The organism is Pseudomonas sp. S3E12 (genome assembly GCF_001702295.1).
GTDB lineage: Bacteria > Pseudomonadota > Gammaproteobacteria > Pseudomonadales > Pseudomonadaceae > Aquipseudomonas > Aquipseudomonas marginalis.
In genome coordinates this window covers 298,120-323,214 of sequence record NZ_MBDT01000029.1, presented here as the reverse complement: position 1 = coordinate 323,214, position 25,095 = coordinate 298,120, and the positions used below count along the sequence as shown (strand labels likewise).

Below are 25,095 nucleotides of genomic sequence, written 5' to 3'. Positions count from 1 at the left end.
TGGATACAGAGGTCGTTTGTCTGGATCGCAGTATAGGCTTCGATCCAGACAAGGGATAATCCGGCCTTATCAACACACTTGGTTTCTTTCGATGCAATACGCGTATCCCCTGCTGGCCATTTTTATCTGGGCCGGCAATACCGTGGTCAATAAACTGGCCGTGGGTTCGATCTTCCCCGCTGAAATCGGCTTTTACCGCTGGTTACTGGCTGCATTGCTGTTTACACCGTTCATGCTCAAGCCGGTCATCGCCCACTGGCCGCTGATCCGCCCGAACCTGGGTAAGATCGGCATCCTTGGGGTGCTGGGCATGGCGGTGTACCAGAGCCTGGCGTACTACGCCGCTTCGCTGACCAGCGCCACCAATATGGGCATCATCCTGTCGTTGATGCCGTTGATGGCCTTGACGGCGGCCATCATCAGCCTGGGCCAGCGCCTGACCTTTGGCGCACTGACGGGTGCGGTGCTGTCATTCGCAGGGGTAGTGGTGGTGGTGTCGGCCGGCAGCCTCGGCGCGTTGCTGCAGCACGGCGTGAACCTGGGCGATGCGATGATGCTGGTCGCGACCCTGGCGTACGCGGTCTACAGCACCCTGTTGAAAAAATGGCAGCTGCGCCTGCCGCCGCTGGTGCTCCTGTATTTGCAGGTGCTGGTGGCGGTGGTGGTGCTGTTTCCGCTGTTTCTGTTCTCGGCAAAAGCCGGCCTGGGCTGGACGAATATTCCGCTGGTGCTCTATGCATGCTTGCTGGCTTCGATGCTGGCGCCACTGGCGTGGATGCACTCGGTGAAGACCCTGGGCCCAAGTCGCACCACGCTGTTTTTCAACCTGCTGCCGTTGATCACTGCATTGATTGCCGCCGTGGTGTTGAAGGAAGAGCTGGCGTTGTATCACCTGGTGGGCGGCTTGCTGACCTTGGGCGGGGTGATTTTGTCAGAGCGCTGGACCACGCCGGTGCGCCGCCAGGCTTAAACCCCGGCCGCCTTCAGGCGCTGGGCATGCTCGACGAACAGGCGGATCGGCTCGGCGCCCTTGCCGACCAGGCCCATGGATTGGTTGACGATGTCGAAGTGGTCCAGGGCGTAGTCATCGCCGATCACCCGCCCCAGGTGCGAGCTGCAGCGCCCGACCATGCCGTCGCACTGGCCCTTCTCGCGCACGAAGCTGCGGGCGAACAATCGGCAGCTGCGATTCGTCCCGTCCAGCAGGTTGCGCCCACGGTCGGTCTTGCCCGGTTGCAAGGTGCCGGACCATGAGTAGTAGCGCACGCCATTGTCCACCTCCGCCCCGTGCCCGCCCCAGGTGTGCGGCAACCCTTGGGGATACTTGCAGTTGAACAGCGCCACACCTGCGCTGGTCAGGGAATGGTGGGACGCCTGCAAGTCCGCCTTGAAGCGCGGGCCGCGATAGCCGGTTTCCAGCAGGCTCATCACCGTTGCAACCAGATGAAACAGCGCGCTCATCAGCCGCCCCTTCACGCTGTCGGCCGGATAATGGGCGTGGATATGGTCCGCCAGCTCCGAACCGTGGTTGGGCCCGGCCACCGACGTCACCGACGCCACCCACTCCGGGCGCGTGGCCGCCGCATAACGGGCGGTCAGCGCGCCCTGGCTATGGCCGATCAGGTTGACCTTGTCGGCGCCGGTCTCAAGGCGAATCCGCTCGATCTGCGCCAGCAGCTGCTCGCCACGCACCTCGCTGGAGTCCAGCGGCGCCACCTGGATGGGAAACACCTGCGCCCCACCCGCCCGCAGTGCCGGGACAATGCCATACCAGTAGGGGAAGAACCCCAGGCGCACGAACCCCAGCATGCCGGGCACCAGCACCAAGGGATAACGCGTGGCTAACGACTGCGACATGAAGCGAACGTCCTTGATCAAGAGAGGATGATGGCAGGCTAGCCCAATTCCGGCGACGCGCTGATGACACGCCTGGCAAATCCAATAAAACTTTTTGCTGCGCCCGTGACTCACAACTGGGAGCGATCACGCCGACAGAGCGTGGCGTAAAACCGGATTAGCCCCAGGAGATTGAGATGAGTGAAGCAAACTTGACTGACGTTGCGACCCTGCGCAGCCGCGCCCGCCAGAACGTCGAAAACGGTGCCGTGACCGAGGGCTATGACGCCGACCGCGAAGAGATCATCCGCCTGCTCAACGGCTCCCTGGCCACTGAACTGGTGTGTGTGCTGCGCTACAAGCGTCACTACTTCATGGCCAGCGGCGTTAAAGCTGCCGTCGCCGCGCAGGAATTCCTCGAACACGCCACCCAGGAAGCCGAGCACGCCGACAAACTCGCCGAACGCATCGTGCAACTGGGCGGCGAGCCGGAGTTCAACCCGGACCTGCTGTCGAAAAACTCCCACGCCCAATACGTGGCCGGTAACAGCTTGAAGGAAATGGTCTACGAAGACCTGGTGGCCGAGCGGATCGCGGTGGACAGCTACCGCGAAATCATCCAGTACATCGGTGATAAGGATCCAACCACGCGCCGTCTGTTCGAAGAGATCCTGGCTCAGGAAGAAGAGCATGCGGACGATATGGCCGACATCCTAGAAAGCCTGTAAATAGCGCAAAACCAATGTGGGAGGGGGCTTGCTCCCGATAGCGGAGTGTCAGTTTCAGCGGTACTGACTGACACTCCGCTATCGGGAGCAAGCCCCCTCCCACATTTTTGAGTTGCGTTCTGTCCGTCAGCCTTTCACCGTCTTCGGCGCCTTGCCTTCCTTCATCTGCTGCAACAACGGTGCGCACTGGTTCGGCGCATCGGCGCTCGGTGCCACCAGCGCCAACAGACCCGCTGCCGGGCCGGCGATCACGCCCAGTGCCACCATGCCCGCGCCACGCAAGGCCAGGGGGATGGCTTTTACACCCGCATTGGGCTTGATGAACGGGCCGTTGACGTACAACGGCGAACGCAGGGAAAACAGGCGGAAGCCCTTGGATTCGGGGGTGATGGTCAGGTCGAGCTGTTCGGTGGCCATGTTGGCGGTGCCATCGATATAGATGATCGCGTTCTCGGTATCGAACACAAACAAGCGTGTGGTTGCCAGGCCGGTCTTGATCCCGAAGTCCGCCGCCGCGCAGTTGATCTTCACTTCCTTGTCGCCGAACAGGCGACCCACCACGTAGTTGCCCACGTTGAGCCCGGCAATTTCCATCAGGCCACGGCTGATGGCGCCGTCGTTGATCAGCATCTTCAAGTCACCGTTGGAAGTGCCCAGCAGCGCCGCGACGGAGTTGCCACGCCCGGAAAGATCGGCATCGCCGTTGAGTTCACCGAAGCTGGTTTTCATCGGCTCGAAGGTCGGGAACAACTGCTTGAGCTTGAAGTTGCGTGCAGTCAGTTTGGCGCGGCCTTCCATCGGCGTGGTGCGGCCGTTCAAGCGGATCTGCGCATCCAGCTTGCCGCCGGCGACGCCGAATCGCAGCGGTTCCAGGCTCAGTTCGCCGTCGTTGAGCACCAGGTGGGTGTACAGGTCGGTGAAGGGCAACTCGGCACTGTGCACGATGCGTTTGCCGGTGAATTCCACATCGGCATCCATGTCGCGCCAACGCTCGGTGCGGAACTCTTCCACCGGCAGCACTTTGGTCGCCGGCTGTTTGCTCTCACCGCCACGCGCTTTTTGCTTGGCGTTGGAGTCGGCACCGATCAGGGGGGCGAGGTCGCTCATCAGCAATTGGTTGGACACCAACGCACCGCTGAGCTTGGGACGTGGCTGGCTGGCGACATAGGCGAGGTTGCCGTGGATATCGCTGTTGCCGATCTTGCCGTTGAAGTTTTCGTAACTGAATGACGCGCCGCTGGCCTCGTGCAACTTGGCGATCAAGTGGCCGTCAGTGGAGTAGGCAGGCGAATCCGGCAAGGTGACGCCGGTCAGCGGGTAGAGGTTACCCAGGCTGCTGCCGGACAGTTTCAGGCGCAGGTCCAGGGCGCCGAGGTTCAACGGGTCGGTCAAGGTGCCCGCCAATGCGATGCTGGTATCGGCAATCTTGACCTGGGCTTGCAGCGGAAACGGCTTTGCCGCGTCCTGCAAGGCCAGCAGGCCGCCGATCTTGCCGCTGCCGTCGAGCTTCTGGCCGTGGTACTGGCCCTTGACCTTGAGGGCGAACGCATAGTCCTGGGGCGCGGAACCTTTTTCCAGGGCCTTCCTGGCATCGGCGTCACCGACGATTTCACCGAACGGGATCGGCTTGCCCAGGGGGTCGATGATCACATCCAACTGAGTCTTGAGGGTCTGGTCGTTGAGGGTCACGTGGCCCTTGTCGAACCCGATGGCGCCGATGTCCACCACCCAGTTGGAAGGCTCGGCGTCGGGGTCCTTGGGGTCGAACGTGAACGTCCAGTTGGCGCGGCCATCGGCCAGGCGCTGCAACTCGGCACTCGGTTCGGTGAGGTCGATACGCGGGATCACCACGCGCTGCACCAGCAACGCCAGCGGCGAAATGCGCAGCTCGACCTTTTTCAGCGTGACCATCTGCGGTTTTTTCGACCAGTCGGGGTTGCCCAGGGTCAGGTCCTCGGCAATCACATGGGGCCACGGCACCCAGGCGCGCCAGCCGCCTTCATCGGGCTCACGCGCCCACACCACCGCCAGGTTGCCGTTGATGGCAAACGGGCGATGCAGCTCTTCAGAAACTTTGGCATTGAGCGGGGGCTTGATGCGGTTCCAGTCGAAGAACACCAGGACAAGTACCACCACAGCGATTAACACAACGAAGCTGGCGCAGCTCCACATGACGATTTTACGAGTGCGCGTCATTGCACAGGACTCCTGAATACGACCGGCTGAACCAACACCTGTAGGACAGCTTATAAAACTACGACTGGCAAACCGCTCGTGGGTTTAACCCAATCTCCGATTTACCCTTGAAAACCTGCTTTCCTGACCATTTCGACAGATTCGATCATCTACGGCGCACCATTGTTACCCATGTTCGTGTCGAAAATACCCACCTCGGTGCAAAACCGCGTGCTTGAGAGGCCCGATCTAGAGCCTCCCTGACGAACAATCAATTCTGTTGATTATTACCATTGTGTTTATGAACTTTTATATCGACTTATCGAGAGTAGCATTAGCCCTGTACCCACTTTATCGCCCTCCCAAGGAGCAACCCATCATGAAACGCCAAGTACTCGCTACCGTCCTGTTATCCATCCTGGCTTCCAGCGCCTTTGCCCTGCCAGCCGCCGAACAGGTTACCCCACAAGCCAAGGCCGACGCCGTTCACTTCAACCAGACCCTGGCCCGCAGCGGTTCGCAAGAAGACGAGAACCGTGACTACGCCAAAGGTGCTGTCGCTGAAAACGGTTCGGAACACGCCAACAAGCGTGCCTACGCTGAAGGTGTTGCCGAAGGTGGCCGTGATCGCCTGGAACAGAAAGGTCTGGTTGAAGGTGGTGCGGAACAAGCCAACGAGCGTGCCTACGCCGAAGGTGTTGCCGAAGGTGGTGCTGATCGCCTGCAAGAACTGCATCAAGCTCAGAGCTGACCCCGTGGTGGCCCAGAAAAAAGCCCGATCTGCCGACCGGGCTTTTGACTTTTTGTAGAGCCTGTCACGCAACATCCTCACCTATCCCCCGCCAAGTTCGACGTCAATGAAGCTGTTTTGCTAGAGTGCGTCGCTGTACTTGCCGACAAAGCCCGCCCGCCCATGCTGCCCCGCGCCGAACAGAAGCAACAAACCCGCCTCGCCCTGATGGACGCTGCCCGCCATCTGATGGAGTGTGGCCGTGGGTTTGGCAGCCTGAGCCTGCGTGAAGTGGCCAAGACCGCAGGCATTGTCCCCACCGGGTTCTATCGCCACTTTGCCGATATGGACCAGCTTGGACTTGTATTGGTGAGTGAGGTGGGCCAGACCTTTCGCGCCACCATTCGCCTGGTGCGTCACAACGAATTCGTGATGGGCGGCATTATCGATGCCTCAGTGCGGATTTTTCTCGATGTGGTCTCGGCCAACCGCTCGCAATTCCTGTTCCTGGCCCGCGAGCAATACGGCGGTTGCCTGGCGGTGCGCCAAGCTATCGGTGCCCTGCGTGAAGACATCACCCGCGACCTGGCGGCCGACCTGACGCTGATGCCCAAGTTGCAGCACCTGGACGCAGAAGGGTTGCACGTGATGGCCGACCTGATCGTCAAAAGCGTGTTTGCCACCCTCCCCGACATCATCGACCCGCCCGCCCAGGCCTTGCCTGCCCACCTCACGCCCCAGGCGAAAATCACCCAGCAACTGCGCTTTATTTTTATCGGCCTCAAGCACTGGCAAGGCCTGGGCAGCACCGAATAGGCCGTCAACCCGCGGTGTGAAAACGCTTGGCGGTGGTGTAGTGCTTGTTCCAGTAGCTGTTGCTCAGTGAATCGATGCGGATGCTTTTGCCGGTGCGCGGTGAATGAATGAATTTACCCCCGCCGATATACAGGCCGACATGGCTGACCTGGCCGCGCCCATTGCCTTTGAAAAACACCGCATCCCCTGGCTTTAAAGCCGTGCGTTGGATCGTCGGGGCCGTTGAGCGGTGCATCGCCACCGTGGTGCGCGGTATCTGGATATTAGCTTGGGTCTTGAACAGGTAAACCAGGAAGCTGCTGCAATCGAACCCCTGCTCTGCTGAAGAACCACCCCATTTGTAGGGGGTGCCCAGCAGCTCGTGAGCGCGGTCGATCACATCATTGATAGAGGCCTCCTTAACCGAAACTGTAAAGGTCGAACGCGGCTGCAGATTGGCCGAGGCCGATGAAATGGCCAAAGACAGACTGACAATAGCCAAGCAAAAAAATGACTTGAACATGATAAACGTCGCAGTGGATTAAACACGGCGCATAGCCTAAAGACACGGCACGTAACGTTTTGAACGCCAATTCCTGATCGAGCGTAGGACAAATCCGAAAACGCTCGATAGCAGTGCACGCATAAGTTAATCGCACCATTTTCGACCACTCGTAAACCCTTCCCACGCCCCGTTCAGTAGCACAGCCCTGTCTGCCGACAGGTAATTCCTACGCCTGACCGGATTGGCAAGCCCCTTGCTCTAGCACTTCCATCGCTCATAGCTGGAAGCTTCCTGATGCTGGTGATCCACCGCCGAATCGCCCCCCAAACCCTCTGGGCCGCTGAGCTGCTGCTAAATTTCGAAGCACGCAGCAAAAGCCGCCTGCGCTGTTTCAGTGCCGACGGCGAAGACGTCGGCCTGTTTCTGGAGCGCGGCCAGCCGCCGTTGCACGATGGCGAATTCCTACAAGCCGAAGACGGACGTGTCGTACGCGTGTGCGCCCGCCCTGAACACCTGTTGCACGTCACCTGCAGCAACGCCTTTGAACTGACCCGCGCCGCCTACCACCTCGGCAACCGCCATGTGGCCTTGCAAGTGGGGGATGGCTGGTTGCGCCTGCTCGACGACTACGTGCTCAAGGCCATGCTTGAGCAACTGGGCGCCCACACCGAAACCATCGAGGCGCCGTTCCAACCGGAACACGGCGCCTATGGCGGCGGCCACCACCACTCCCGGCATGGCGATGAGGATTTCAACTACCCGCCCAAGCTTCATCAGTTCGGCGTACGTCTATGAACCCAGCCTGGGCGCTGTTGCGTCTGGCCAGTCCGCAATTGCCGATTGGCGGCTACAGCTATTCCCAGGGTTTGGAAATGGCCGTGGAGAACGGACGCGTCAACGATGCCGCCAGCGCTCGCCGCTGGATCAGCGACCAATTGCTGCTCAACCTCGCGCGCTTCGAAGCCCCGTTGTTGCTCGCCCATTGCCGCGCCGCCGCAGAGCAGGACTGGCCAGCGTTGGCGCAGCTGTGCGAAGCGCATCAAGCCAGCCGCGAAACCCGGGAGCTGTATCAGGAAAGTCGGCAGATGGGTTATTCCCTGCAGCAGTTGCTCAATGGCCTGCCGGAACTGGACAGCGACGCCCGCAGCTTCCTGGAGCAACGCCGCGAACCGCACTTGGCCCTCGGCTGGGCACTGGCCGCGCGCGCCTGGGCGATCAGCGCCGACGACGCCCTCGCCGCCTGGCTCTGGAGCTGGCTGGAAAACCAATTGGCCGTGCTGATGAAAACCCTGCCGCTGGGCCAGCAAGCCGCGCAACGCCTGACCAGCGAGCTGCTGCCCCTGCTGCAACAGGCCCAGCAGGACGCCGCCCGCATCGACCCCCAGCATTTCGGCAGCGCCGCCTTCGGCCTGTCCCTGGCGAGCATGGCCCACGAGCGCCAGTACAGCCGCCTGTTCCGTTCCTAAGGCTTTTTTGGAGAATCAAACATGAATACACAACCCCTGCGTGTCGGTATCGGCGGCCCGGTCGGCTCCGGCAAGACCGCCCTGACCCTGGCCCTGTGCCTCGCGCTGCGCGATCGCTACAACCTGGCGGTGGTCACCAACGACATCTACACCCGCGAAGACGCCGACTTCCTGGTGCGCAACCAGGCCCTGGCGCCGGAGCGCATCATCGGCGTGGAAACCGGCGGCTGCCCGCACACGGCGATTCGCGAGGACGCCTCGATCAATCTGGAAGCGGTGGACCAACTCAACCGCCGCTTTCCCGGCCTGGACCTGATCCTGGTGGAGTCCGGCGGCGATAACCTGTCGGCCACCTTCAGCCCGGAGCTGTCGGACCTGACCATCTATGTGATCGATGTGTCCGCCGGCGACAAGCTGCCGCGCAAGGGCGGGCCGGGTATCTGCAAATCCGACCTGCTGGTGATCAACAAGATCGACCTGGCGCCGCTGGTGGGCGCGTCGCTGGAGCTGATGAACAGCGACACCCAGCGCATGCGCAATGGCAAGCCCTTTGTGTTCAGCAACCAGAAAACCGGAGTCGGCCTGGATGAAATCGTCGCCTTTATCGAACGCCAAGGCCTGCTGACCGCCGCCTGATCAACCCATAAGGAACCTGCTCATGAGCCTCAATAAACTTCTCGCCGCAGCGGCCCTGCTGCTCACACCCGCCCTGGCTTTCGCTCACCCTGGCCACGGCGATAACGGCCTGGTGGCCGGTATCAGCCACCCGCTGGGTGGCCTCGACCATCTGCTGGCCATGCTTGCGGTGGGTCTGTGGGCCGCTCAGCAAAAAGGCACCGCGCGCTGGGCCCTGCCGTGCACCTTTGTCGGCACCATGCTGATCGGTGGCATGCTGGGTTTTGAAGGCCTGCAATTGCCCGCGCTGGAAAGCGGGATCGCCGCCTCGGTGCTGGCCCTGGGCCTGGCCGTGGCACTGGCGGTGCGTCCGCCGTTGTTCATGGCCATGGGTGCGACGGCGGTGTTTGCGCTGTTCCATGGTGTGGCCCATGGCTTGGAGTTGCCGGATATGTCGAGCCCTTGGGCGTATGCCGCCGGGTTTGTCGGCGCGACCGCTGCACTGCACGCGGCCGGGTATGCGCTGGTGCGCTGGTTGCCGGCCGCAGCGGCGCCGCTGGTGCGGATTGCCGGAGCGGCTTCGGCGGCGACTGGGGTGTGGTTGCTGGCAGGCTAAGATTTGCAGCGCTTATAAGGCCCTTATCGGGGCAAGTCCCCTCACATTCGACCGAGTTCCACCTGTGGAATGCAGTCAAAGGTGGGAGGGGGCTTGCCCCCGATAGCGGTGGCGCAGACACCACAGTTCCCAAGCCTGCTACCATGCGCGCCTACACCCCTGCCGTGACGACGCCAGCCGATGCCCATCGCTCCAAGCTCCGCCCCCCAGCCTTCGTTGAATGCCGTGCTCACGCACTTCCACACCCTGATCGTGCCGCTCTGGCAGGGCCCTGGCTGGAATGCCGAATTGGCGTTGCCCTATGAGGCGCTGGACGCCGATCACCACCCACTGCCGCCGCAACGCTACCGCGCCATGGCCTGCGCGCGACAGTTGTACCTGTTCGCCAGCCTGATCGGCGAGCCAGGGGCGGCCTTCGCAGAAGAGCGCGCGGCGGTGCTGTTCCGCTCCCTGCAACGGCATTTCCACGATGCCGAACACGGCGGCTGGTTCTACAGCGTCGACCCCGCCGGCCAGCCGCTGGACAAGCGCAAAGACCTCTACACCCACGCCTTCATCATCTTTGCCTGCGCCCATTACTGGGCCAAGGTGCGTGAGCCGTTGGTGGAATCGGTGCTGAACGCCGCCCTCGAAGTCGTCGCCCAGCGCTTCGCCACCGAGGACGGCCTGTACGAGGCGGTGCTGGAACGCAACTGGTCGTCCCTCCAGTCCGGCCCGCTGCAAAACCCGTTGATGCACCTGGCCGAAGGTTTCCTCGCCACCCTTGCGGTGCGCGAGGATGCCCCTGTGCAAGCGGCCCTGCTGGCCTTGGCGACGGCCATGCAGCAGCGTTTCATCGACCGCCGGCACGGCGTGATGATGGAAAAGCCGCTGGGCGCTGTGGATAACTGGTTTGAGCCGGGGCACCAGTTCGAGTGGTTCTTTTTGCTCGAGTCGTCGCCCGTGCTGCGCGGCACGCCGCTGCATGCGTCACTGACGCGGGCGTTTGCCTACGCTGAGCACAAGGGTGTGGACGGCGCGACCGGAGCGGTCAGCGGCATGTTGGCGCTCGACGGCAGCGTGCGCGACGGCACCCAGCGTATCTGGGCCCAGGCCGAGTACCTGCGGGCACTGACCTTGCGCCCTGGCAGTGAAGCGGTGCTGCAGCGCCAACTGCTGGCGCTGCAACAGCATTTCCTGCATGAGAAAGGCTGGCATGAATGCCTGGATGCCAACGGCGCGGTGAGCCGACGGGATATGCCATCGACCACACCTTATCATTTGGCAACCTGCTACCAGGGGCTGATCCAGCATCTCGGGTGACCTGCAGGGCCTCGGTCTAACGACCCATCACGCAATCCACTTGCGATCCCCGGTAAAGCTGATCGTCAGCCAGCGCGCCGCATCCGGTTTGCCCAGCCCTGTGGATATCTCTTCACGCAGCCCATCCAGGGTCGCGACGTTATCCACCGGGTAATCCGCCGGCAGCACCACATGGATTTCGATAAACCGCGCCCGACCGTGCTTTTGCACGTAGGACACGTAGTCATCGAACCCATGCCTGGCCTGCGCCGCGTCCATCACCTCGCGCACTTTGTCATCCAGGTGATCCGGCGCGATCCCCAGCACCTCGCGCAACGCCGGGCGCAGGATCTTGAACGCCGGTGCCAGCATGCTCAGGGCCAACAGGATCAGGATCAATGGGTCGACATACACGGCCCACTCGCCATAGCCCTGGGACTTGAGCAACAGCGCGGCGAGAAAGCTGACCAGCAGGCCCACCGAGAGCATCGCGTCCACCAGCCAACTGATGTTGTCGAACTGGATCAGCGAGGATTTCAGCCTGCGGTTGCGATAGCGCACATAGAAGAAGTAGGCGAACTCGACCACGGTAAACACCGCCGCGTAGATGATCACCAGGCCCAACTCGATCTCGCGCCCGCCATTGATAATGCCGAACACACCGTTCAGGAACGCATAGATGGCGATCAGCAGCAGGAAGCTGCCTTCGATCAGCAGCACCATGGGCTCCAGGTGCCAATAGCCGAACTGGAAACGCTCGTTGCTTTTCTTGGCGATCAGCTTGGCCGTGATCAGCATCAACACCTTGATGGCGGTGGCGATCAGCGAGAAAAAGCCGTCGAACAGAATGGATTGGGCGCCAGATATCACACCCGTGACAATCCCGGCGATCGCTACCGCGAACATCAGGATCGTCGATTGTTTGAGCAGTGACTGCTCACCTCGGTTACTCACATTTCCTCCCGTCAAAACCTTTAAACCGCAGGGTGCGGTGGGGTTTTCAGGGGGGGAGTGTACCTTATGGCCTGTTTTGGCCGATTTGACGCCATCGGGGCGGTGCGACGATTCGCCAAGCCCCCGATGGCAGCAACGCGGTCTAGAGCCTTACTTGGCCCCCCGCTCAATCGCAAACCCAGCCCAGGTCTGGCTCACCGGCATCAGTTCCAGGCGGTTGATGTTGACGTGCGCCGGCGTGTTCAGCACCCAGAAGATGGTGTCGGCAATGTCCTGCGGCTGGATCGGCTCGGCACCGGCGTAGGTGGCGTCGTAGCGCGCCTGGTCACCGCCGAAGCGCACCAGGGAGAACTCGCTTTCGCACAGGCCCGGCTCGATGTTGGTCACACGCACGCCGGTACCCTGCAGGTCACAGCGCAGGTTCAGGGAGAACTGCTTCACGAACGCCTTGGAACCGCCATACACATGGCTACCCGGGTACGGGTAGCTGCCGGCGATGGAGCCCAGGTTGATGATCCCGGCGCCACGGCCATGGGCGATCAGGCGCGGCAGCAGCAGGCTGGTGGTGGTCAGCAGGCCTTTGATGTTGGTATCGACCATGGTTTCCCAATCGTCGAGGTCGCACTTGGGCGCCGGGTCGGTGCCCACGGCCAGGCCGGCGTTGTTGATCAGCCCGCGCAGGGTGGCGAACGATGGCGGCAGGTTGGCGATCGCCTCTTCCATGCCTTTGCGATCCCGCACGTCCACCACCAGGCCGTGCACTTCGGTCTGCTTGGAAAGCTCTTCGACCAGCGCATTCAAACGCTCGGCACGACGGCCGGTAAGCACCAGTTTCCAGCCGGCCTCGGCAAACCGACGGGCGCAGGCTTCGCCAAAACCTGAGGTGGCGCCAGTAATAAACAGCGTGTTGGACATGGTGTTCTCCTTGCGGGCATCGGGAAAAAAATCAGCCAGCAGAATGCCCTTACGCCGCGGTTGCGGCAACCGCCATGCACAGAACTTCATGCACGACTGGTCATTTTTTAATCATTCAGACCAAAGCCTTATGAAACGTGGCTTGCAGCCATATGCGCGCAGGTTATCCACAGCTGCGCCCACAGTCTCTGGGGGCAAGTGCAAAACCCTTCAGGCCGCTGTGTACAAGGCTTCCAGGCGATTTTAGAAAGTTTTTTGCTTGACCTGGACGAAGGCGTATGTAGACCCATGGGCATCGGTGGAAAACGAGCGATGGCTCCAGGCCAGTCATTCCGGCCTCTGCGGCCGTCTTTCCAGAGTTTAGTCACAGACTTATCCACAGGCCGGCGGGACATATTTCAGTCATATACCTGTGTCTTTAAACAGGTTGACAAACCCCTCGATCGGCCGCGAAAAAGCCACTGATCAAAAAACAGCCACGCCGCTGAAAGCCACGGTTTTAAAGGCGTTCAGCCAGCTACTCCCACGTTACCCACAGCCGGTTCCACAGTGGATGGGGACAAGTCAAAAGTGTGACAAAACAGGGATTTGCGGCGGCTATATGTCGCGCTTTGGAGGGGGGCTGGATTTGTTTTCCACAATTTGGGATCGGGCTTGCAGGCGACACAAAACAAATGTGGGAGGGGGCTTGCCCCCGATAGCGATTTGTCAGTCAGTACTTCTGAAACTGACACTCCGCCATCGGGGGCAAGCCCCCTCCCACAGGGGTACTGCGTCGTTATTTAGATCAGTGACCACCGAGGTAGGCGTTGCGCACTTCCTCGTTCACCAGCAATTCCTTGCCGGTGCCGGTAAGGCGAATCTCACCGTTGACCATCACATACGCCCGATCCGACAAACGCAGTGCATGGTTGGCGTTCTGCTCCACCAGGAAGATGGTCATCCCGGTGGAGGCCAGTTCGCGCAGGGTGGAAAAGATCTGCTTCACCACAATCGGCGCCAGGCCCAGGCTCGGTTCGTCCAGCAGCAACAGCTTGGGCCGGCTCATCAGCGCGCGGGCGATGGCGAGCATTTGCTGCTCACCACCGGACATGGTCATGGCGCGTTGGTTACGTCGTTCCTTGAGCCGTGGGAACAGCTCGAACATGCGTTGCATATCGTCCTGGGCGAACTTGTCGCCAATGGGGATGGTGCCCATCAGCAGGTTTTCCTCGACGGTCATGTCGGGGAACACCCGCCGCCCTTCCGGCGACTGCGCAATGCCGTTGGAGGCGATGTAGTGGGACGACTTGTGGGTAATATCGACGCCATTGTAGAGGATCTGCCCCGACTCGGCCCGTGGCTGGCCGAAGATCGACATCAGCAGCGTGGATTTACCCGCGCCGTTGGAGCCGATCAGGCTCACGGTTTCGCCTTCGTTGATGTGCAGCGAGACTTTTTTCAGGGCCTGGATCGGGCCGTAGAACACGTCCAGGTCCTTCATTTCGAGGATAGGTGCACTCATACCAGCTCCTCTTCGTCAGCGCCCAGGTAAGCGGCAATCACTTTCGGGTCGTTGCGGATCGCTTCCGGCCCGCCTTCGGCAATCACGTTGCCGTGGTCCAGCACCACAATGTGGTCGGAAATACTCATCACCATGCCCATGTCGTGTTCGATCAGCACCACCGTCAGGTCGTGTTCGTCGCGCAACAGGCGAATCATCGCGCTGAGGGCTTCGGTTTCCTGGGGGTTGAGGCCCGCTGCCGGTTCGTCCAGGCAGATGATCTGCGGCCGGGTGCACATGGCGCGGGCGATTTCCAGGCGGCGCTGCTGGCCGTAGGAAAGCTCACCGGCCAGGCGGTTGGCGCAGTCCACCAGGTCCACGACTTCGAGCCAGTAGAACGCGTGGTCGAGGGCATCGCTTTCGGCCTTGCGGTAGCCCTTGGTGTTGAGGATGCCCGCCAGCATGTTGCGGTTGACCCACATGTGCTGGGCCACCAGCAGGTTTTCCAGCACCGACATTTCCTTGAACAGGCGAATGTTCTGGAAGGTCCGGGCCAGGCCGGCGCGGTTGACCAGGTGGGTGCCGCCGAACATCTTGTAGTACACCCGGCTCAAGAAGCTTTTCGGCGATACGAAGTCGACGGCCTTGAAGCGCTCGCCGAGCAGCTGGATCACATTGGTCTGCTTGCCACGGATGTTCAGTTCGATCTTGCCGCCGCTGGCTTTGTAGAAGCCGGTGAGGCAGTTGAACACGGTGGTCTTGCCGGCACCGTTGGGGCCGATCAGGGCGAAGATCGAGTTGCGTTCGACCTTGAGGCTCACATCGCTCAAGGCCTTGATGCCACCGAAGTGCATCATCAGGTGTTCCACGGAGAGGACGACTTCCTTGCTCATGGCGCTACCCCCTTGCGTGGCGTCACACCGGTGCGGCTGATCCGGATCAGGCCGCGCGGTCGCCAGATCATCATCACCACCATCAGCACGCCAAACAGCAGCACGCGGTATTCGCTGAAGCTGCGCAGCAGTTCAGGCGCGACGGTCAACACGAACGCCGCGATCACCACGCCGACCGTCGAGCCCATACCGCCCAGTACCACGATGGCCAGGATCAGCGCCGACTCGAAGAAGGTGAACGACGACGGGTTGACGAAGCCTTGGTAGCTGGCGAAGAACACCCCGGCCAAACCGGCAGTGGACGCGCCGATGGTGAAGGCCGAGAGCTTGACCAGCACGTGGTTCAGGCCCATGGAGCGGCAGGCGATCTCATCTTCGCGCAAGGCTTCCCAGGCGCGACCGACTGGCATGCGGGTCAGGCGGTGCTTGATGTACAGCACGGCCAGCACCACCAGGAACAGCACGATGTAGATGAACATGAACTTGATGTTGGGGTTGTAATCGATGCCGAAGAACTCGTGGAACGGAACCCCGCCCTCCTTGGCCTTGCGCCCGAACTCCAGGCCCAGGAAGGTCGGCGAAGGCACCGGCATACCGTTGGGGCCGCCGGTGAACGACAGCCAGTTGTTGAGCACCAGGCGAATGATTTCACCGAAGCCCAGGGTCACGATGGCCAGGTAGTCACCGTGCATTCGCAGCACCGGGAAGCCGAGTATGCACCCCGCTAAAGCCGCTGCGATGGCTGCCAGCGGCAACACGCTCCAGAAGCCCAGGCCGAGGTATTGATAACCCAGCGCCAGGCCGTAGGCGCCGATGGCGTAGAACGCCACGTAACCCAGGTCGAGCAGCCCGGCCAGGCCGACCACGATGTTCAGGCCCAGGCCCAGCAACACGTAGATCAGCCCGAGGATCACCACGGTCAGCAGGTACTTGTTGGCGAAGATCGGGAACACGATGGCGATCACGATCAGCGCCGGGATGATCCAGCGCAGCCGCGACTTGTAGTCCGGTGGCAGTACATGCACGCCGGAGCCGCTGCTCTCGAAGCCCTGCAGAATCTTCAGGCCCTTGGGGGTTTGCAGGAACAGGCTGAGGGCAAAGCGCCCGGCCATGACGATGGCGACCAGGGTAGTCACACGGGCCGGTTCCAGGTTGAAGCTGTAGCCGTCGAGGACCACGCCGACGATCGGACCGAACACGATCAACGAAATCAGCCCGGCAAGTACCGTGTCGACCACACTTTTCTTGATATCGATGGGTTTGGCAGCAGACATGTTTACACCTTAGCCACGAGTGGGCGACCAAGCAGGCCCTGGGGACGGAAAATCAGAATCACCACCAGCAGGGAGAAACTGAACACGTCTTTGTAGTCGGAGTTGATCAACCCCGAGAACAACGACTCGGAAATACCCAGGATGATCCCGCCCAGCATCGCCCCAGGCAGGGAACCGATGCCGCCGAGTACCGCTGCGGTAAACGCCTTGATGCCGATGATGAAGCCGGCGTAGAAGTCGAACGTGCCGTAGTTGAGGGTGATCAGCACGCCGGCCAGGGCCGCCATGGCGGCACCGATGACAAACACGTAGGAGATCACGCGGTCGGTATTGATCCCCAGGATCGAGGCCATCTTGCGGTCTTGCTGGGTGGCGCGGCACATGCGGCCGAGCTTGGTGTACTTGATGATGTAGGTGAGCAACGCCATGCCGGCAAACGCCGCCACGAGGATGAAGACCTTGGTGTACGTGAGTTGGACGAACCCGCTGCCGATGTCGACGCGCCAGGCGCCGGCCAGCAGGGTTGGAATGCCTTGTTGTTTCGCGCCCTGGGCGATCTGCGCGTAGTTCTGCAGGATCAGGGAGATGCCGATGGCGCTGATCAGCGGAGCCAGGCGGGTGGAGTTGCGCAGCGGTTTGTAGGCGACCCGTTCGATGACCCAACCGTACACGCCGGTGACGACCACGGTGAAGATCAGGGTGCCGAGAATGAGCAGCGGGAAGGATTCGATGCCGAAGTAAGCCAGCAGTGCCAGACTGATCGCCGCGAGGTAAGCAGAAATCATATAAACCTCGCCGTGGGCGAAGTTGATCATGCCAATGATGCCATAGACCATTGTGTAGCCGATGGCGATCAGGCCATAGACCGACCCGAGGGTCAGGCCGTTGACCAGTTGCTGCAGGAAAATACCATCCATAACGCAATCTCACGCGGTGAGCACCTGCACACCAGTCGGTGTGCGGCGCTTCTGGAGGAAAAGACAGATCTCAATAACAACGCTGTCCCAATGTGGGAGGGGGCTTGCTCCCGATAGCGGTGTGTCAGTCAACAATTGTTCATCTGACCCACCGCATCGGGGGCAAGCCCCCTCCCACATGGATTACTTCTGCTTTTCCAGCTGGTGGTATTTGCCGTCTTTATCCCACTGGTAAACCACGTAATCGGAGACTTTCAGGTCGCCCTTCGCGTCCCAGGTCTTCTCGCCCATCACGGTTTTGACCGGGTGCGCTTTCAGCCATTTGGCCGCGTCTTCGCCCTTGTTGGACTTGGCGCCATTGAAGCCGGCGGCCAGGGCCTGCAACGAAGCGTAGGCGTACAGGGTGTAGCCCTCAGGCTCGTAGCCGGCCTTGCGGAACTCCTCCACCACGGCCTTGCTGTCTGGCAGCAGGCGCGGGTCGGCGCCAAAGGTCATGTACACGCCATCGACGTATTGCGCGCCGCCAGCGGTGGCCACCAGTTCATCGGTCACTACGCCGTCATCGGACATGAACTTGACGTCCTTCAGGCCCGCTTCACGAATCTGGCGAACCAATGGACCGGCTTCCGGGTGCAGGCCACCGAAGTACACGACGTCAGCGCCCAGGGAGCGGATCTTGGTGACCAGCGCACTGAAGTCCTTCTCGCCACGGGTCAGGCCTTCTTCCAGCACCGGCTTGACGCCGCGCTTGGTCAACTGGGCAGCGGTGGCGTCGGCCAGGCCTTTGCCGTAGGTGTCCTTGTCGTTGATGACGGCGACTTTCTTGCCCTTGAGCACGTCGACGATGTAGTCGCCGGCGACGATGCCTTGCTGGTCGTCACGCCCGCACATGCGGAACATGGCGCCCAGGCCGCGCTCGGTCACTTGTGGGTTGGTAGAACCTGGGGTGATCGCGATGATGCCCGCTTCGTCGTAGACCTCGGAGGCCGGGATGGTGTTCGACGAGCAGAAGTGCCCGACTACGCCAATCACTTTGTCCTGGTCAGCCAGGCGGTTGGCCACGGCAACGGCCTGTTTCGGCTCACAGGCATCGTCGCCTGCCACCAGCACGACTTTCTCGCCATTGATGCCACCGGCCTTGTTGATCACCTCGGCTGCCGCCTGGGCACCCTTCATGTACTGCTCACCGAACGAGGCGTTGGCGCCGGTCATCGGCCCCGCAACGCCAATCTTCACATCAGCTTGAACAAACGTAGAAACACCCAGCGCCGCTGCAACGGCGAGGGCCAGAAAACCTTTCTTGTAAAACGTCTGGGACATGAGTGGTGCTCCGATATTTTTGATTTTTGGCACGACAACTTGCGTTCAAACTTTTCACTGAAAGCCCAGAGCAAGCCTCGTGCCATTACGTTTTTATTCTTCAAAAAGACACGGTGTCATTGTTATTGCAGGCGTTTCGGCTCCGCTCGCCAGGACGTGCAACCCTCTAGCATCGATAGGTGCAACCCATGAGCCGAAAAAGTACAACCCTGACGGGTCGCACCTGCAACCAAAGCAATAAACGACAGTTCCTACAGCTGTAACAGCCTGCGTAACGGAACTGCACATTTACAGTGCGCAACTGCTACGACCTGCACCAATACAGATTAGTAGCCGGCTAAGAAAATGCAGGCTTCTGAGCGGTATTTCGCTGATCAGATCACGATCCTCAGGCATTGCCCGGCGTGATACAGCGAGAATCCGGCTTCATATAGGCAACTGCGCAGCCCAACCCCGGCCAGCGGTTGCATGGGTGCAAACGGAATCGGCAACGCCTGGGGATCCTGGTGACACAAATAGTCGGCGAACGCCTTGCCGACCACGCTGCCGGTGGTCACGCCGCGCCCGTTATAGCCGGTTACCGCCAACAGGCCGGGGGCTGGCTCGAACAGGCGCATCAGGTGATCGGGGGTGAAGGCGATGCAGCCGGTCCAGGTGAATTCCCATTGCACCGATTTGAGGTACGGGAAGTAATGTTGCTGCACCCGATCAGCCCACGCCTTGAGGAACCAGGCCGGTTTCTGGTTACCGTTGCCCAGGCTGCCGAGCAACAGGCGGCCATCGGCATCGCGGCGGATGCTGCTCAGTACCTGGCGCGTGTCCCATGAGCCTTGGCCGCCGGGCAGAATCTGCTCGGCGGCGGCGTCGGTCAGCGGCGCGGAGGCGACCTGATAGTAGTAGCCGGGGAAAAAATTGCGTCGCAGCTCGGTCCATTCACCTTCGGTGTAGGCGTTGGAAGCGATGACCACTTGTGCAGCCTGCACCGAACCGCTGGCGGTCTGAACGGACCAGCTCGCACCTTGGCGCTCCAACCGGGTGACCGGCGAATGGTCGAACAACTGCCCGCCAAGCCCCACGGCGGCATTCGCCAAACCGCTGGTGTAGGCCATCGGGTTCAAGGTACCGGCACGCCGATCCAGCAAGGCGGCGGCGATTTTCTTGGTGCCGGTGGCATGTTCACAGGCCTGGCCGGTGAGCAATTCCACCGGCGCGCCACGGCGCTTCCACTGCTCTTCACGACTGCGCAAATCCGCCTCGCCACGGGCGTTATGTGCCATGTGCAAAGTGCCCTCGCGGCGCAATTGGCAATCGATGTTGTATTTGTCGATCAGGCTGAACACCAGCGACGGTGCCGCGCCGAGCATGCGGTTGAGCTGGCTGCCAACCGCTTCGCCGAAACCGGCTTCGATCTCGTCCGGAGGGATCCACAGGCCGGCATTCACCAGCCCGACGTTGCGCCCCGAACCGCCGTGGCCAGTGCGATGGGCCTCCAGCACGGCGACGCGTTTACCCTGTTCCAGCAAATGAATGGCGGCGGACAAACCGGTGATGCCGGCGCCGATCACGCACACATCGACCTTGACCTCGCCCGCCAGCGCCGCACGCTCCGGTCGGCCGGGGGTCAGGTGTTCCCACAAACATGTTTCGCGTAGTGCCATTGCCAGACTCCGGTGAGACCCAACAAACAACAATCTTGATGTGCAATGCGGTCAAATGTGGGAGGGGGCTTGCCCCCGATCGCAGTGTGTCAATCAACAGATGTGCAGCTGATCCACCGCTTTCGGGGGCAAGCCCCCTCCCACACGTGACCGCATTCCGTCTTGAGGAGGTCAGTCGAAGGTGATGCCCTGGGCCAGCGGCAACTCCAGCGAATAGTTCACGGTGTTGGTCTGGCGACGCATATACCCGCGCCATGCATCCGAACCCGACTCACGCCCGCCACCGGTCTCTTTCTCACCGCCAAACGCGCCGCCAATCTCCGCGCCGCTCGGGCCGATGTTGACGTTGGCGATCCCGCAGTCGCTGCCTACTGCCGACATGAATTGCTCGGCCTCGCGCACGTCAGTGGTGAAGATGCACGACGACAGGCCTTGGGGCACGGCGTTGTTCAGGCGCAGGGCTTCGGCAAAATCCTTGTAGCCGACCACGTACAGAATCGGTGCGAAAGTTTCGGTGCACACCACATCGCTCTGCTCAGGCATTTCCACAATCGCCGGTGACACGTAGTAGGCGTTGGGGAATGTGTCTTCCAGCTGGCGCTTGCCGCCGAACACCTTGCCGCCTTCGCTCAAGGCCTGCTCCAGAGCGTCCTGCATGTTGTCGAAGCCGTGCTTGTCGATCAGCGGGCCGATCAGGTTGCCTTCCAGCGGGTGGCCGATGCGCACTTTGGAATAGGCGGCCTTGAGGCGGGTGACGATTTCGTCCTTGACCGACTCGTGGGCAATCAGACGCCGCAAGGTGGTGCAGCGCTGGCCGGCGGTGCCGACCGCACTGAACAGGATGGCGCGTACGGCCATGTCCAGGTCGGCGCTTGGACCGAGGATCATCGCGTTGTTGCCGCCCAGTTCGAGGATGCTGCGGGCAAACCGCGCGGCAACTTTCGGCGCCACTTCGCGGCCCATGCGGGTGCTGCCGGTGGCGCTGATCAGCGCCACGCGCGGGTCATCCACCAGCGCAGCGCCGGCATCGCGGCCGCCGATGATGACCTGGCTCAGGTACTGCGGCGCGTCCTTGAAATTCTTTAGCACACGCTCGAACAGCGCCTGGCACGCCAGGGCGGTGAGCGGGGTCTTTTCCGACGGTTTCCAGATCACTGCGTTACCGCACACCAGCGCCAGTGTGGTGTTCCACGCCCACACGGCCACCGGGAAGTTGAAGGCGCTGATCACCCCGACCACGCCCAGCGGGTGCCAGGTTTCACGCATATGGTGGCCTGGGCGCTCGGAGGCGATGGTCAAGCCGTACAACTGGCGCGACAGGCCCACGGCGAAGTCGCAGATGTCGATCATTTCCTGCACTTCACCCAGGCCTTCCTGGGTGATCTTGCCGGCTTCCCAGGACACCAGCTCGCCCAGATCGGCCTTGTATTGACGCAGGACATCGCCGAACTGGCGCACCAACTCGCCGCGACGGGGGGCCGGCACGTTGCGCCAGGCCTCGAATGCATGCTCGGCGCGACTGACCTGTTGCTCCACCTCGGCGGCACCCTCCCAGTGCACACTGCCGATACGGCTGCCATCAATCGGCGAATGCACGGGTTGTTTACCCGCCTGGTACAGCGCCGGGTTTACCCCGAGACGATCAAGCAATGCGGCAACCATGGGTCACTCCTTCAATCTTCGAACAAAAAATCGCACCGCGGCACGCACGGCGATCCAGGCCTTATTTGTAGCTGGCCCAAGACTTGCCAACAAACGACGATTAGGCGAGATATCATTCCGTTTATTCATGCAAAGAATAAAAAGAGGCATGCCGTGCTGAACAAAAGACATTTGCCCTCGATCACCGCCCTGCAGTGTTTCGAGGCCGCCACCCGCCACTTGAGCTTCACCCGCGCCGCCGAGGAGCTGAACCTCACGCAAAGCGCAGTGAGCAAACAGGTCGCGCAGTTGGAGGAATTACTCCAGCACCTGCTGTTCCGCCGCGTACGCCGCCGCTTGCAGATGACTCCGGCAGGTGACCTGTACCTGGTGGAAGTACGCAAGATCCTCACGCAGGTGGAGATGTCCACCCACTACCTGCGCTCCTATGGCGGCGAGACCGAAGTGTTGCGCGTGTCCACGCCCTACACGTTTGGCGCGCGCTGGCTGGTGCCGCGCCTCAAGGGCTGGCGCCTGCGCCACCCGCAGATCCACCTGGACCTGTGCAACGAACAGGAGCCGGACGAACTGCTGCAAGGCAAGGCCGACATGGCCTTCTACTTCGGCCAGGGCTCGCGCCCCGGCACCGAAAGCCTGAAACTGTTCAGCGAAGAGTTGGTACCGGTGTGCGCCCCGGAAAGCCTGCCGGCGCAGCCGTTCACCGATCCCACGCAACTGAGCGACCTGGTGCTGCTGCAAAACGCCTCGCGCCCCCAGGGCTGGCATGACTGGTTTGCCGACCAGGGTTATCACACCGAACACAGCTACCACGGGCCGCGTTTCGACACCTTTTATATGTGCATTCGTGCGGCGCAGGTCGGTTGCGGCGTGGCGTTGTTGCCGCGCTTTCTGGTGGAAGAAGAACTGGCCGACGGCAAGCTGGTGATCCCCTGGCAGCATGCAATGCCCAGCCAGGACGCTTACTACCTGGCCTTCCCGGAACACGCGGCGGAGGTGCCCAAGGTGCGGGAGTTTGTGAAGTGGATGATGGAGCAGGTTGTTTAGTGCCTGGAATATCGCCATCGGGGGCAAGTGACCTTGGCAAAAAAATCACTGGCAAACCTACCCGCGTCTATGCGCCACTAGCCCCCTTCCTTAATTGTGCGTAAAGGTCGGCGCCCATCGCCCGACCTGTCTGGAGATTCCCGTTATGAGCGAGAGTGTGTTTGCCGATCGCATCGTGCAGAACTTGCTCGACACCGACTTCTACAAGCTGACCATGATGCAGGCGGTGCTGCACAACTACCCCAATGTGGAAGTTGAATGGGAGTTTCGTTGCCGTAACAGCGAGGACCTGCGCCCGTACCTGGCCGAGATCCGCTACCAGATCGAGCGCCTTGCCGAGCTAAGCCTGAGCCCGGACCAACTGGGGTTCCTGGAGCGCATCAGCTTTATGAAGCCGGATTTTTTGCGTTTCCTCGGCTTGTTTCGTTTCAACCTGCGCTATGTGCAGACCGGCATCGAGAACGGCGAGTTGTTTATCCGCCTGCGCGGGCCGTGGCTGCATGTGATCCTGTTTGAAGTGCCGATGCTGGCGATCGTCAGCGAGGTGCGTAACCGCTACCGCTACCAGACCGTGATCCTCGAACAGGCCCGCGAGCAGCTTTACCGCAAGTTCGACTGGCTGACGGCCAACGCCAGCAGCGAAGAGCTGTCCGAGCTGCAAGTGGCCGACTTCGGCACGCGCCGGCGCTTCTCTTACCGCGTGCAGGAAGAAGTGGTCAGCGTGCTCAAGCATGACTTCCCTGGGCGTTTCGTCGGCACCAGCAACGTGCACTTGGCGCGCGAGTTCGATATGAAGCCGCTGGGCACCATGGCCCATGAATGGATCATGGCTCACCAACAACTCGGCCCGCGCCTGATCGACAGCCAGATCGCCGCCCTCGACTGTTGGGTGCGTGAGTACCGTGGCCTGTTGGGTATCGCCCTGACCGATTGCATCACCACCGACGCCTTCCTCGGCGACTTCGACTTGTATTTCGCCAAGCTGTTCGACGGCCTGCGCCACGACTCCGGCGACCCGGTGCAGTGGGCCGAAAAAGCCATCGCCCACTACCACAAGCTGGGTATCGAGCCGATGAGCAAGACCTTGGTGTTCTCCGACAGCCTGTCGTTGCCCAAGGCCCTGGAAATATTCCGGGCGCTGCGTGGTCGCATTAATGTGAGCTTCGGCATCGGCACCAACCTGACCTGCGATATTCCAGGGGTGGAACCGATGAGCATCGTGCTTAAAATGACCGCCTGCAATGGCCAGCCCGTCGCGAAGATCTCCGATGAAGCGGGCAAGACCCACTGCACCGACCCGAATTTTGTCGCCTATTTGCGTCACGTTTTCAAAGTACCTGCCATCTCTAGCAAGGAGTGAATCATGCAAGCCGTACAGCGTGAGATTGCTGAACAGCTCAAGGTCCAAGCGCCATTCAAGGACCAGGCCGCCCTCGAGGCCGAGGTTGCCCGGCGCGTGGCGTTTATCCAGGACTGCCTGCGCAATTCCGGGCTCAAGACGTTGGTGCTGGGCATCAGCGGCGGCGTCGACTCCCTGACCGCCGGCCTCCTGGCCCAACGTGCGATGCAGGAACTGCGCTCCAGCACCGGTGACGAGGCTTACCGGTTTATCGCCGTGCGCCTGCCCTACGAAACCCAGTTCGATGAAATCGATGCCCAGGCGTCGGTGGACTTTATCGAACCGGACGAGCGCCACACCGTGAACATCGGGCCGGCGGTGAAAGCCCTGGCCAATGAAGTGGCGGCATTTGAAGGCAAGGCGGCGGTGTCCCGCGACTTCGTGCTCGGCAACACCAAGGCGCGCATGCGCATGGTGGCGCAGTACACCATCGCCGGCGCGGCCAGCGGCCTGGTGATCGGTACCGACCATGCGGCGGAAGCGGTGATGGGCTTTTTCACCAAGTTTGGTGATGGCGCCTGCGACCTGGCGCCGTTGAGCGGCCTGGTGAAAAACCAGGTACGCGCAATTGCGCGGTTCTTTGGTGCGCCGGAGTCGTTGGTGGAGAAGGTGCCGACGGCCGATCTGGAAGACCTGTCGCCAGGTAAACCGGATGAAGCGTCACATGGCGTGACCTATGCCGAGATCGATGCGTTCCTGCACGGTGAGCCGGTGCGGGAGGAAGCGTTCCGGATCATCTGCGAGACGTACCGCAAGACCGAGCACAAGCGGGTGATGCCGTTTGCGCCGTGAGGTGAGCCAGATAGTGGTGTGTTGATTGGCAGGCAGT

The 25,095-nt window shown here is 61.3% G+C and carries 24 protein-coding genes; 12 read left to right on the top strand and 12 right to left on the bottom strand.

Annotation, left to right across the window (positions count from 1 at the left end):
- Positions 1 to 91 precede the first annotated feature (91 nt).
- Positions 92 to 970 carry a DMT family transporter gene (locus tag BB029_RS23025; protein ID WP_065940902.1) on the top strand — a complete coding sequence of 293 codons (879 nt, stop codon included), beginning with the start codon at positions 92 to 94 and terminating at the stop codon, positions 968 to 970.
- On the opposite strand, the gene BB029_RS23020 is transcribed toward BB029_RS23025, so the two are convergent.
- A complete protein-coding gene (locus BB029_RS23020; protein WP_065940901.1) occupies positions 967 to 1,857 on the bottom strand; it encodes a triacylglycerol lipase in 891 nt (296 codons plus the stop codon). The genes BB029_RS23025 and BB029_RS23020 overlap by 4 nt on opposite strands.
- A 176-nt stretch (positions 1,858 to 2,033) precedes the next feature.
- Between BB029_RS23020 and BB029_RS23015 the strand changes: the two genes are divergently transcribed.
- A complete protein-coding gene (locus BB029_RS23015; protein ID WP_065940900.1) occupies positions 2,034 to 2,564 on the top strand; it encodes a bacterioferritin in 531 nt (176 codons plus the stop codon).
- A gap of 126 nt (positions 2,565 to 2,690) precedes the next feature.
- On the opposite strand, the gene BB029_RS23010 is transcribed toward BB029_RS23015, so the two are convergent.
- Positions 2,691 to 4,760, bottom strand: coding sequence for an AsmA family protein (locus BB029_RS23010; RefSeq protein WP_065940899.1), 2,070 nt, complete (start codon positions 4,758 to 4,760; stop codon positions 2,691 to 2,693).
- Between the two features lie 358 nt (positions 4,761 to 5,118).
- Here BB029_RS23010 and BB029_RS23005 point away from each other — a divergent pair, with 358 nt between their 5' ends.
- A complete protein-coding gene (locus BB029_RS23005; RefSeq protein ID WP_065940898.1) occupies positions 5,119 to 5,490 on the top strand; it encodes a hypothetical protein in 372 nt (123 codons plus the stop codon).
- A 162-nt stretch (positions 5,491 to 5,652) separates the two neighbouring features.
- Positions 5,653 to 6,285 (top strand): TetR family transcriptional regulator, encoded by a 633-nt coding sequence (locus tag BB029_RS23000; RefSeq protein WP_065900186.1) that lies wholly within the window; start codon positions 5,653 to 5,655, stop codon positions 6,283 to 6,285.
- Between the two features lie 4 nt (positions 6,286 to 6,289).
- On the opposite strand, the gene BB029_RS22995 is transcribed toward BB029_RS23000, so the two are convergent.
- Entirely contained in the window at positions 6,290 to 6,787 is a 498-nt protein-coding gene (locus BB029_RS22995; protein ID WP_065940897.1) for a C40 family peptidase, read from the bottom strand.
- A 276-nt stretch (positions 6,788 to 7,063) separates the two neighbouring features.
- On the opposite strand from BB029_RS22995, the gene ureE reads away from it, so the two are divergent.
- The 5 genes from ureE to BB029_RS22970 all read left to right on the top strand — a co-directional run bounded on the left by ureE (position 7,064) and on the right by BB029_RS22970 (position 10,768).
- Positions 7,064 to 7,564 (top strand): urease accessory protein UreE, encoded by a 501-nt coding sequence (gene ureE, locus BB029_RS22990; RefSeq protein ID WP_065940896.1) that lies wholly within the window; start codon positions 7,064 to 7,066, stop codon positions 7,562 to 7,564.
- Positions 7,561 to 8,235 (top strand): urease accessory protein UreF, encoded by a 675-nt coding sequence (locus BB029_RS22985; RefSeq protein ID WP_065940895.1) that lies wholly within the window; start codon positions 7,561 to 7,563, stop codon positions 8,233 to 8,235. The genes ureE and BB029_RS22985 overlap by 4 nt, the downstream gene beginning before the upstream one ends.
- A 21-nt stretch (positions 8,236 to 8,256) precedes the next feature.
- Positions 8,257 to 8,871, top strand: a complete 615-nt coding sequence (gene ureG, locus BB029_RS22980) for an urease accessory protein UreG (RefSeq protein ID WP_017849719.1) — start codon at positions 8,257 to 8,259, stop codon at positions 8,869 to 8,871.
- A 22-nt stretch (positions 8,872 to 8,893) separates the two neighbouring features.
- On the top strand, positions 8,894 to 9,466 hold the full coding sequence (locus tag BB029_RS22975) for a HupE/UreJ family protein (protein WP_065940894.1): 573 nt from the start codon (positions 8,894 to 8,896) through the stop codon (positions 9,464 to 9,466).
- Positions 9,467 to 9,646: 180 nt separating this feature from the next.
- Positions 9,647 to 10,768, top strand: a complete 1,122-nt coding sequence (locus tag BB029_RS22970; RefSeq protein ID WP_065940893.1) for an AGE family epimerase/isomerase — start codon at positions 9,647 to 9,649, stop codon at positions 10,766 to 10,768.
- A gap of 27 nt (positions 10,769 to 10,795) precedes the next feature.
- Here the strand turns inward: BB029_RS22970 and BB029_RS22965 are convergent, their stop codons facing one another.
- The 9 genes from BB029_RS22965 to BB029_RS22925 form a co-directional block, all read right to left on the bottom strand.
- Positions 10,796 to 11,701 carry a cation diffusion facilitator family transporter gene (locus BB029_RS22965; protein WP_065940892.1) on the bottom strand — a complete coding sequence of 302 codons (906 nt, stop codon included), beginning with the start codon at positions 11,699 to 11,701 and terminating at the stop codon, positions 10,796 to 10,798.
- A 150-nt stretch (positions 11,702 to 11,851) separates the two neighbouring features.
- On the bottom strand, positions 11,852 to 12,616 hold the full coding sequence (locus tag BB029_RS22960; RefSeq protein ID WP_065940985.1) for an SDR family oxidoreductase: 765 nt from the start codon (positions 12,614 to 12,616) through the stop codon (positions 11,852 to 11,854).
- Positions 12,617 to 13,403: 787 nt separating this feature from the next.
- Complete coding sequence (locus BB029_RS22955) at positions 13,404 to 14,120, bottom strand: ABC transporter ATP-binding protein (protein WP_027607704.1); 717 nt, start codon at positions 14,118 to 14,120, stop codon at positions 13,404 to 13,406.
- Positions 14,117 to 14,992: an ABC transporter ATP-binding protein gene (locus BB029_RS22950; protein ID WP_027607703.1), complete on the bottom strand. Its 876-nt coding sequence runs from the start codon at positions 14,990 to 14,992 to the stop codon at positions 14,117 to 14,119. Before BB029_RS22950 ends, BB029_RS22955 begins: the two co-directional genes overlap by 4 nt.
- Entirely contained in the window at positions 14,989 to 16,266 is a 1,278-nt protein-coding gene (gene livM / locus BB029_RS22945; protein ID WP_065940891.1) for a high-affinity branched-chain amino acid ABC transporter permease LivM, read from the bottom strand. Before livM ends, BB029_RS22950 begins: the two co-directional genes overlap by 4 nt.
- 2 nt (positions 16,267 to 16,268) lie before the next feature.
- The gene (locus tag BB029_RS22940) at positions 16,269 to 17,183 is read right to left on the bottom strand and encodes a branched-chain amino acid ABC transporter permease (protein WP_003236186.1); all 915 of its coding nucleotides are present in this window, start codon (positions 17,181 to 17,183) and stop codon (positions 16,269 to 16,271) included.
- Between the two features lie 183 nt (positions 17,184 to 17,366).
- Positions 17,367 to 18,503: a branched-chain amino acid ABC transporter substrate-binding protein gene (locus BB029_RS22935; RefSeq protein WP_027607701.1), complete on the bottom strand. Its 1,137-nt coding sequence runs from the start codon at positions 18,501 to 18,503 to the stop codon at positions 17,367 to 17,369.
- 374 nt (positions 18,504 to 18,877) lie between these two features.
- Positions 18,878 to 20,161, bottom strand: a complete 1,284-nt coding sequence (locus BB029_RS22930) for an FAD-binding oxidoreductase (RefSeq protein ID WP_065940890.1) — start codon at positions 20,159 to 20,161, stop codon at positions 18,878 to 18,880.
- 171 nt (positions 20,162 to 20,332) lie between these two features.
- Positions 20,333 to 21,823: an aldehyde dehydrogenase family protein gene (locus BB029_RS22925; RefSeq protein WP_065940889.1), complete on the bottom strand. Its 1,491-nt coding sequence runs from the start codon at positions 21,821 to 21,823 to the stop codon at positions 20,333 to 20,335.
- A 153-nt stretch (positions 21,824 to 21,976) separates the two neighbouring features.
- On the opposite strand from BB029_RS22925, the gene BB029_RS22920 reads away from it, so the two are divergent.
- The 3 genes from BB029_RS22920 to nadE all read left to right on the top strand — a co-directional run bounded on the left by BB029_RS22920 (position 21,977) and on the right by nadE (position 25,058).
- Positions 21,977 to 22,867: a LysR family transcriptional regulator gene (locus BB029_RS22920; protein ID WP_065925611.1), complete on the top strand. Its 891-nt coding sequence runs from the start codon at positions 21,977 to 21,979 to the stop codon at positions 22,865 to 22,867.
- 145 nt (positions 22,868 to 23,012) lie between these two features.
- The gene (pncB, locus tag BB029_RS22915) at positions 23,013 to 24,227 is read left to right on the top strand and encodes a nicotinate phosphoribosyltransferase (protein WP_053134484.1); all 1,215 of its coding nucleotides are present in this window, start codon (positions 23,013 to 23,015) and stop codon (positions 24,225 to 24,227) included.
- Between the two features lie 3 nt (positions 24,228 to 24,230).
- Complete coding sequence (gene nadE, locus BB029_RS22910) at positions 24,231 to 25,058, top strand: ammonia-dependent NAD(+) synthetase (RefSeq protein WP_065940888.1); 828 nt, start codon at positions 24,231 to 24,233, stop codon at positions 25,056 to 25,058.
- The last annotated feature ends 37 nt before the right edge of the window (positions 25,059 to 25,095 follow it).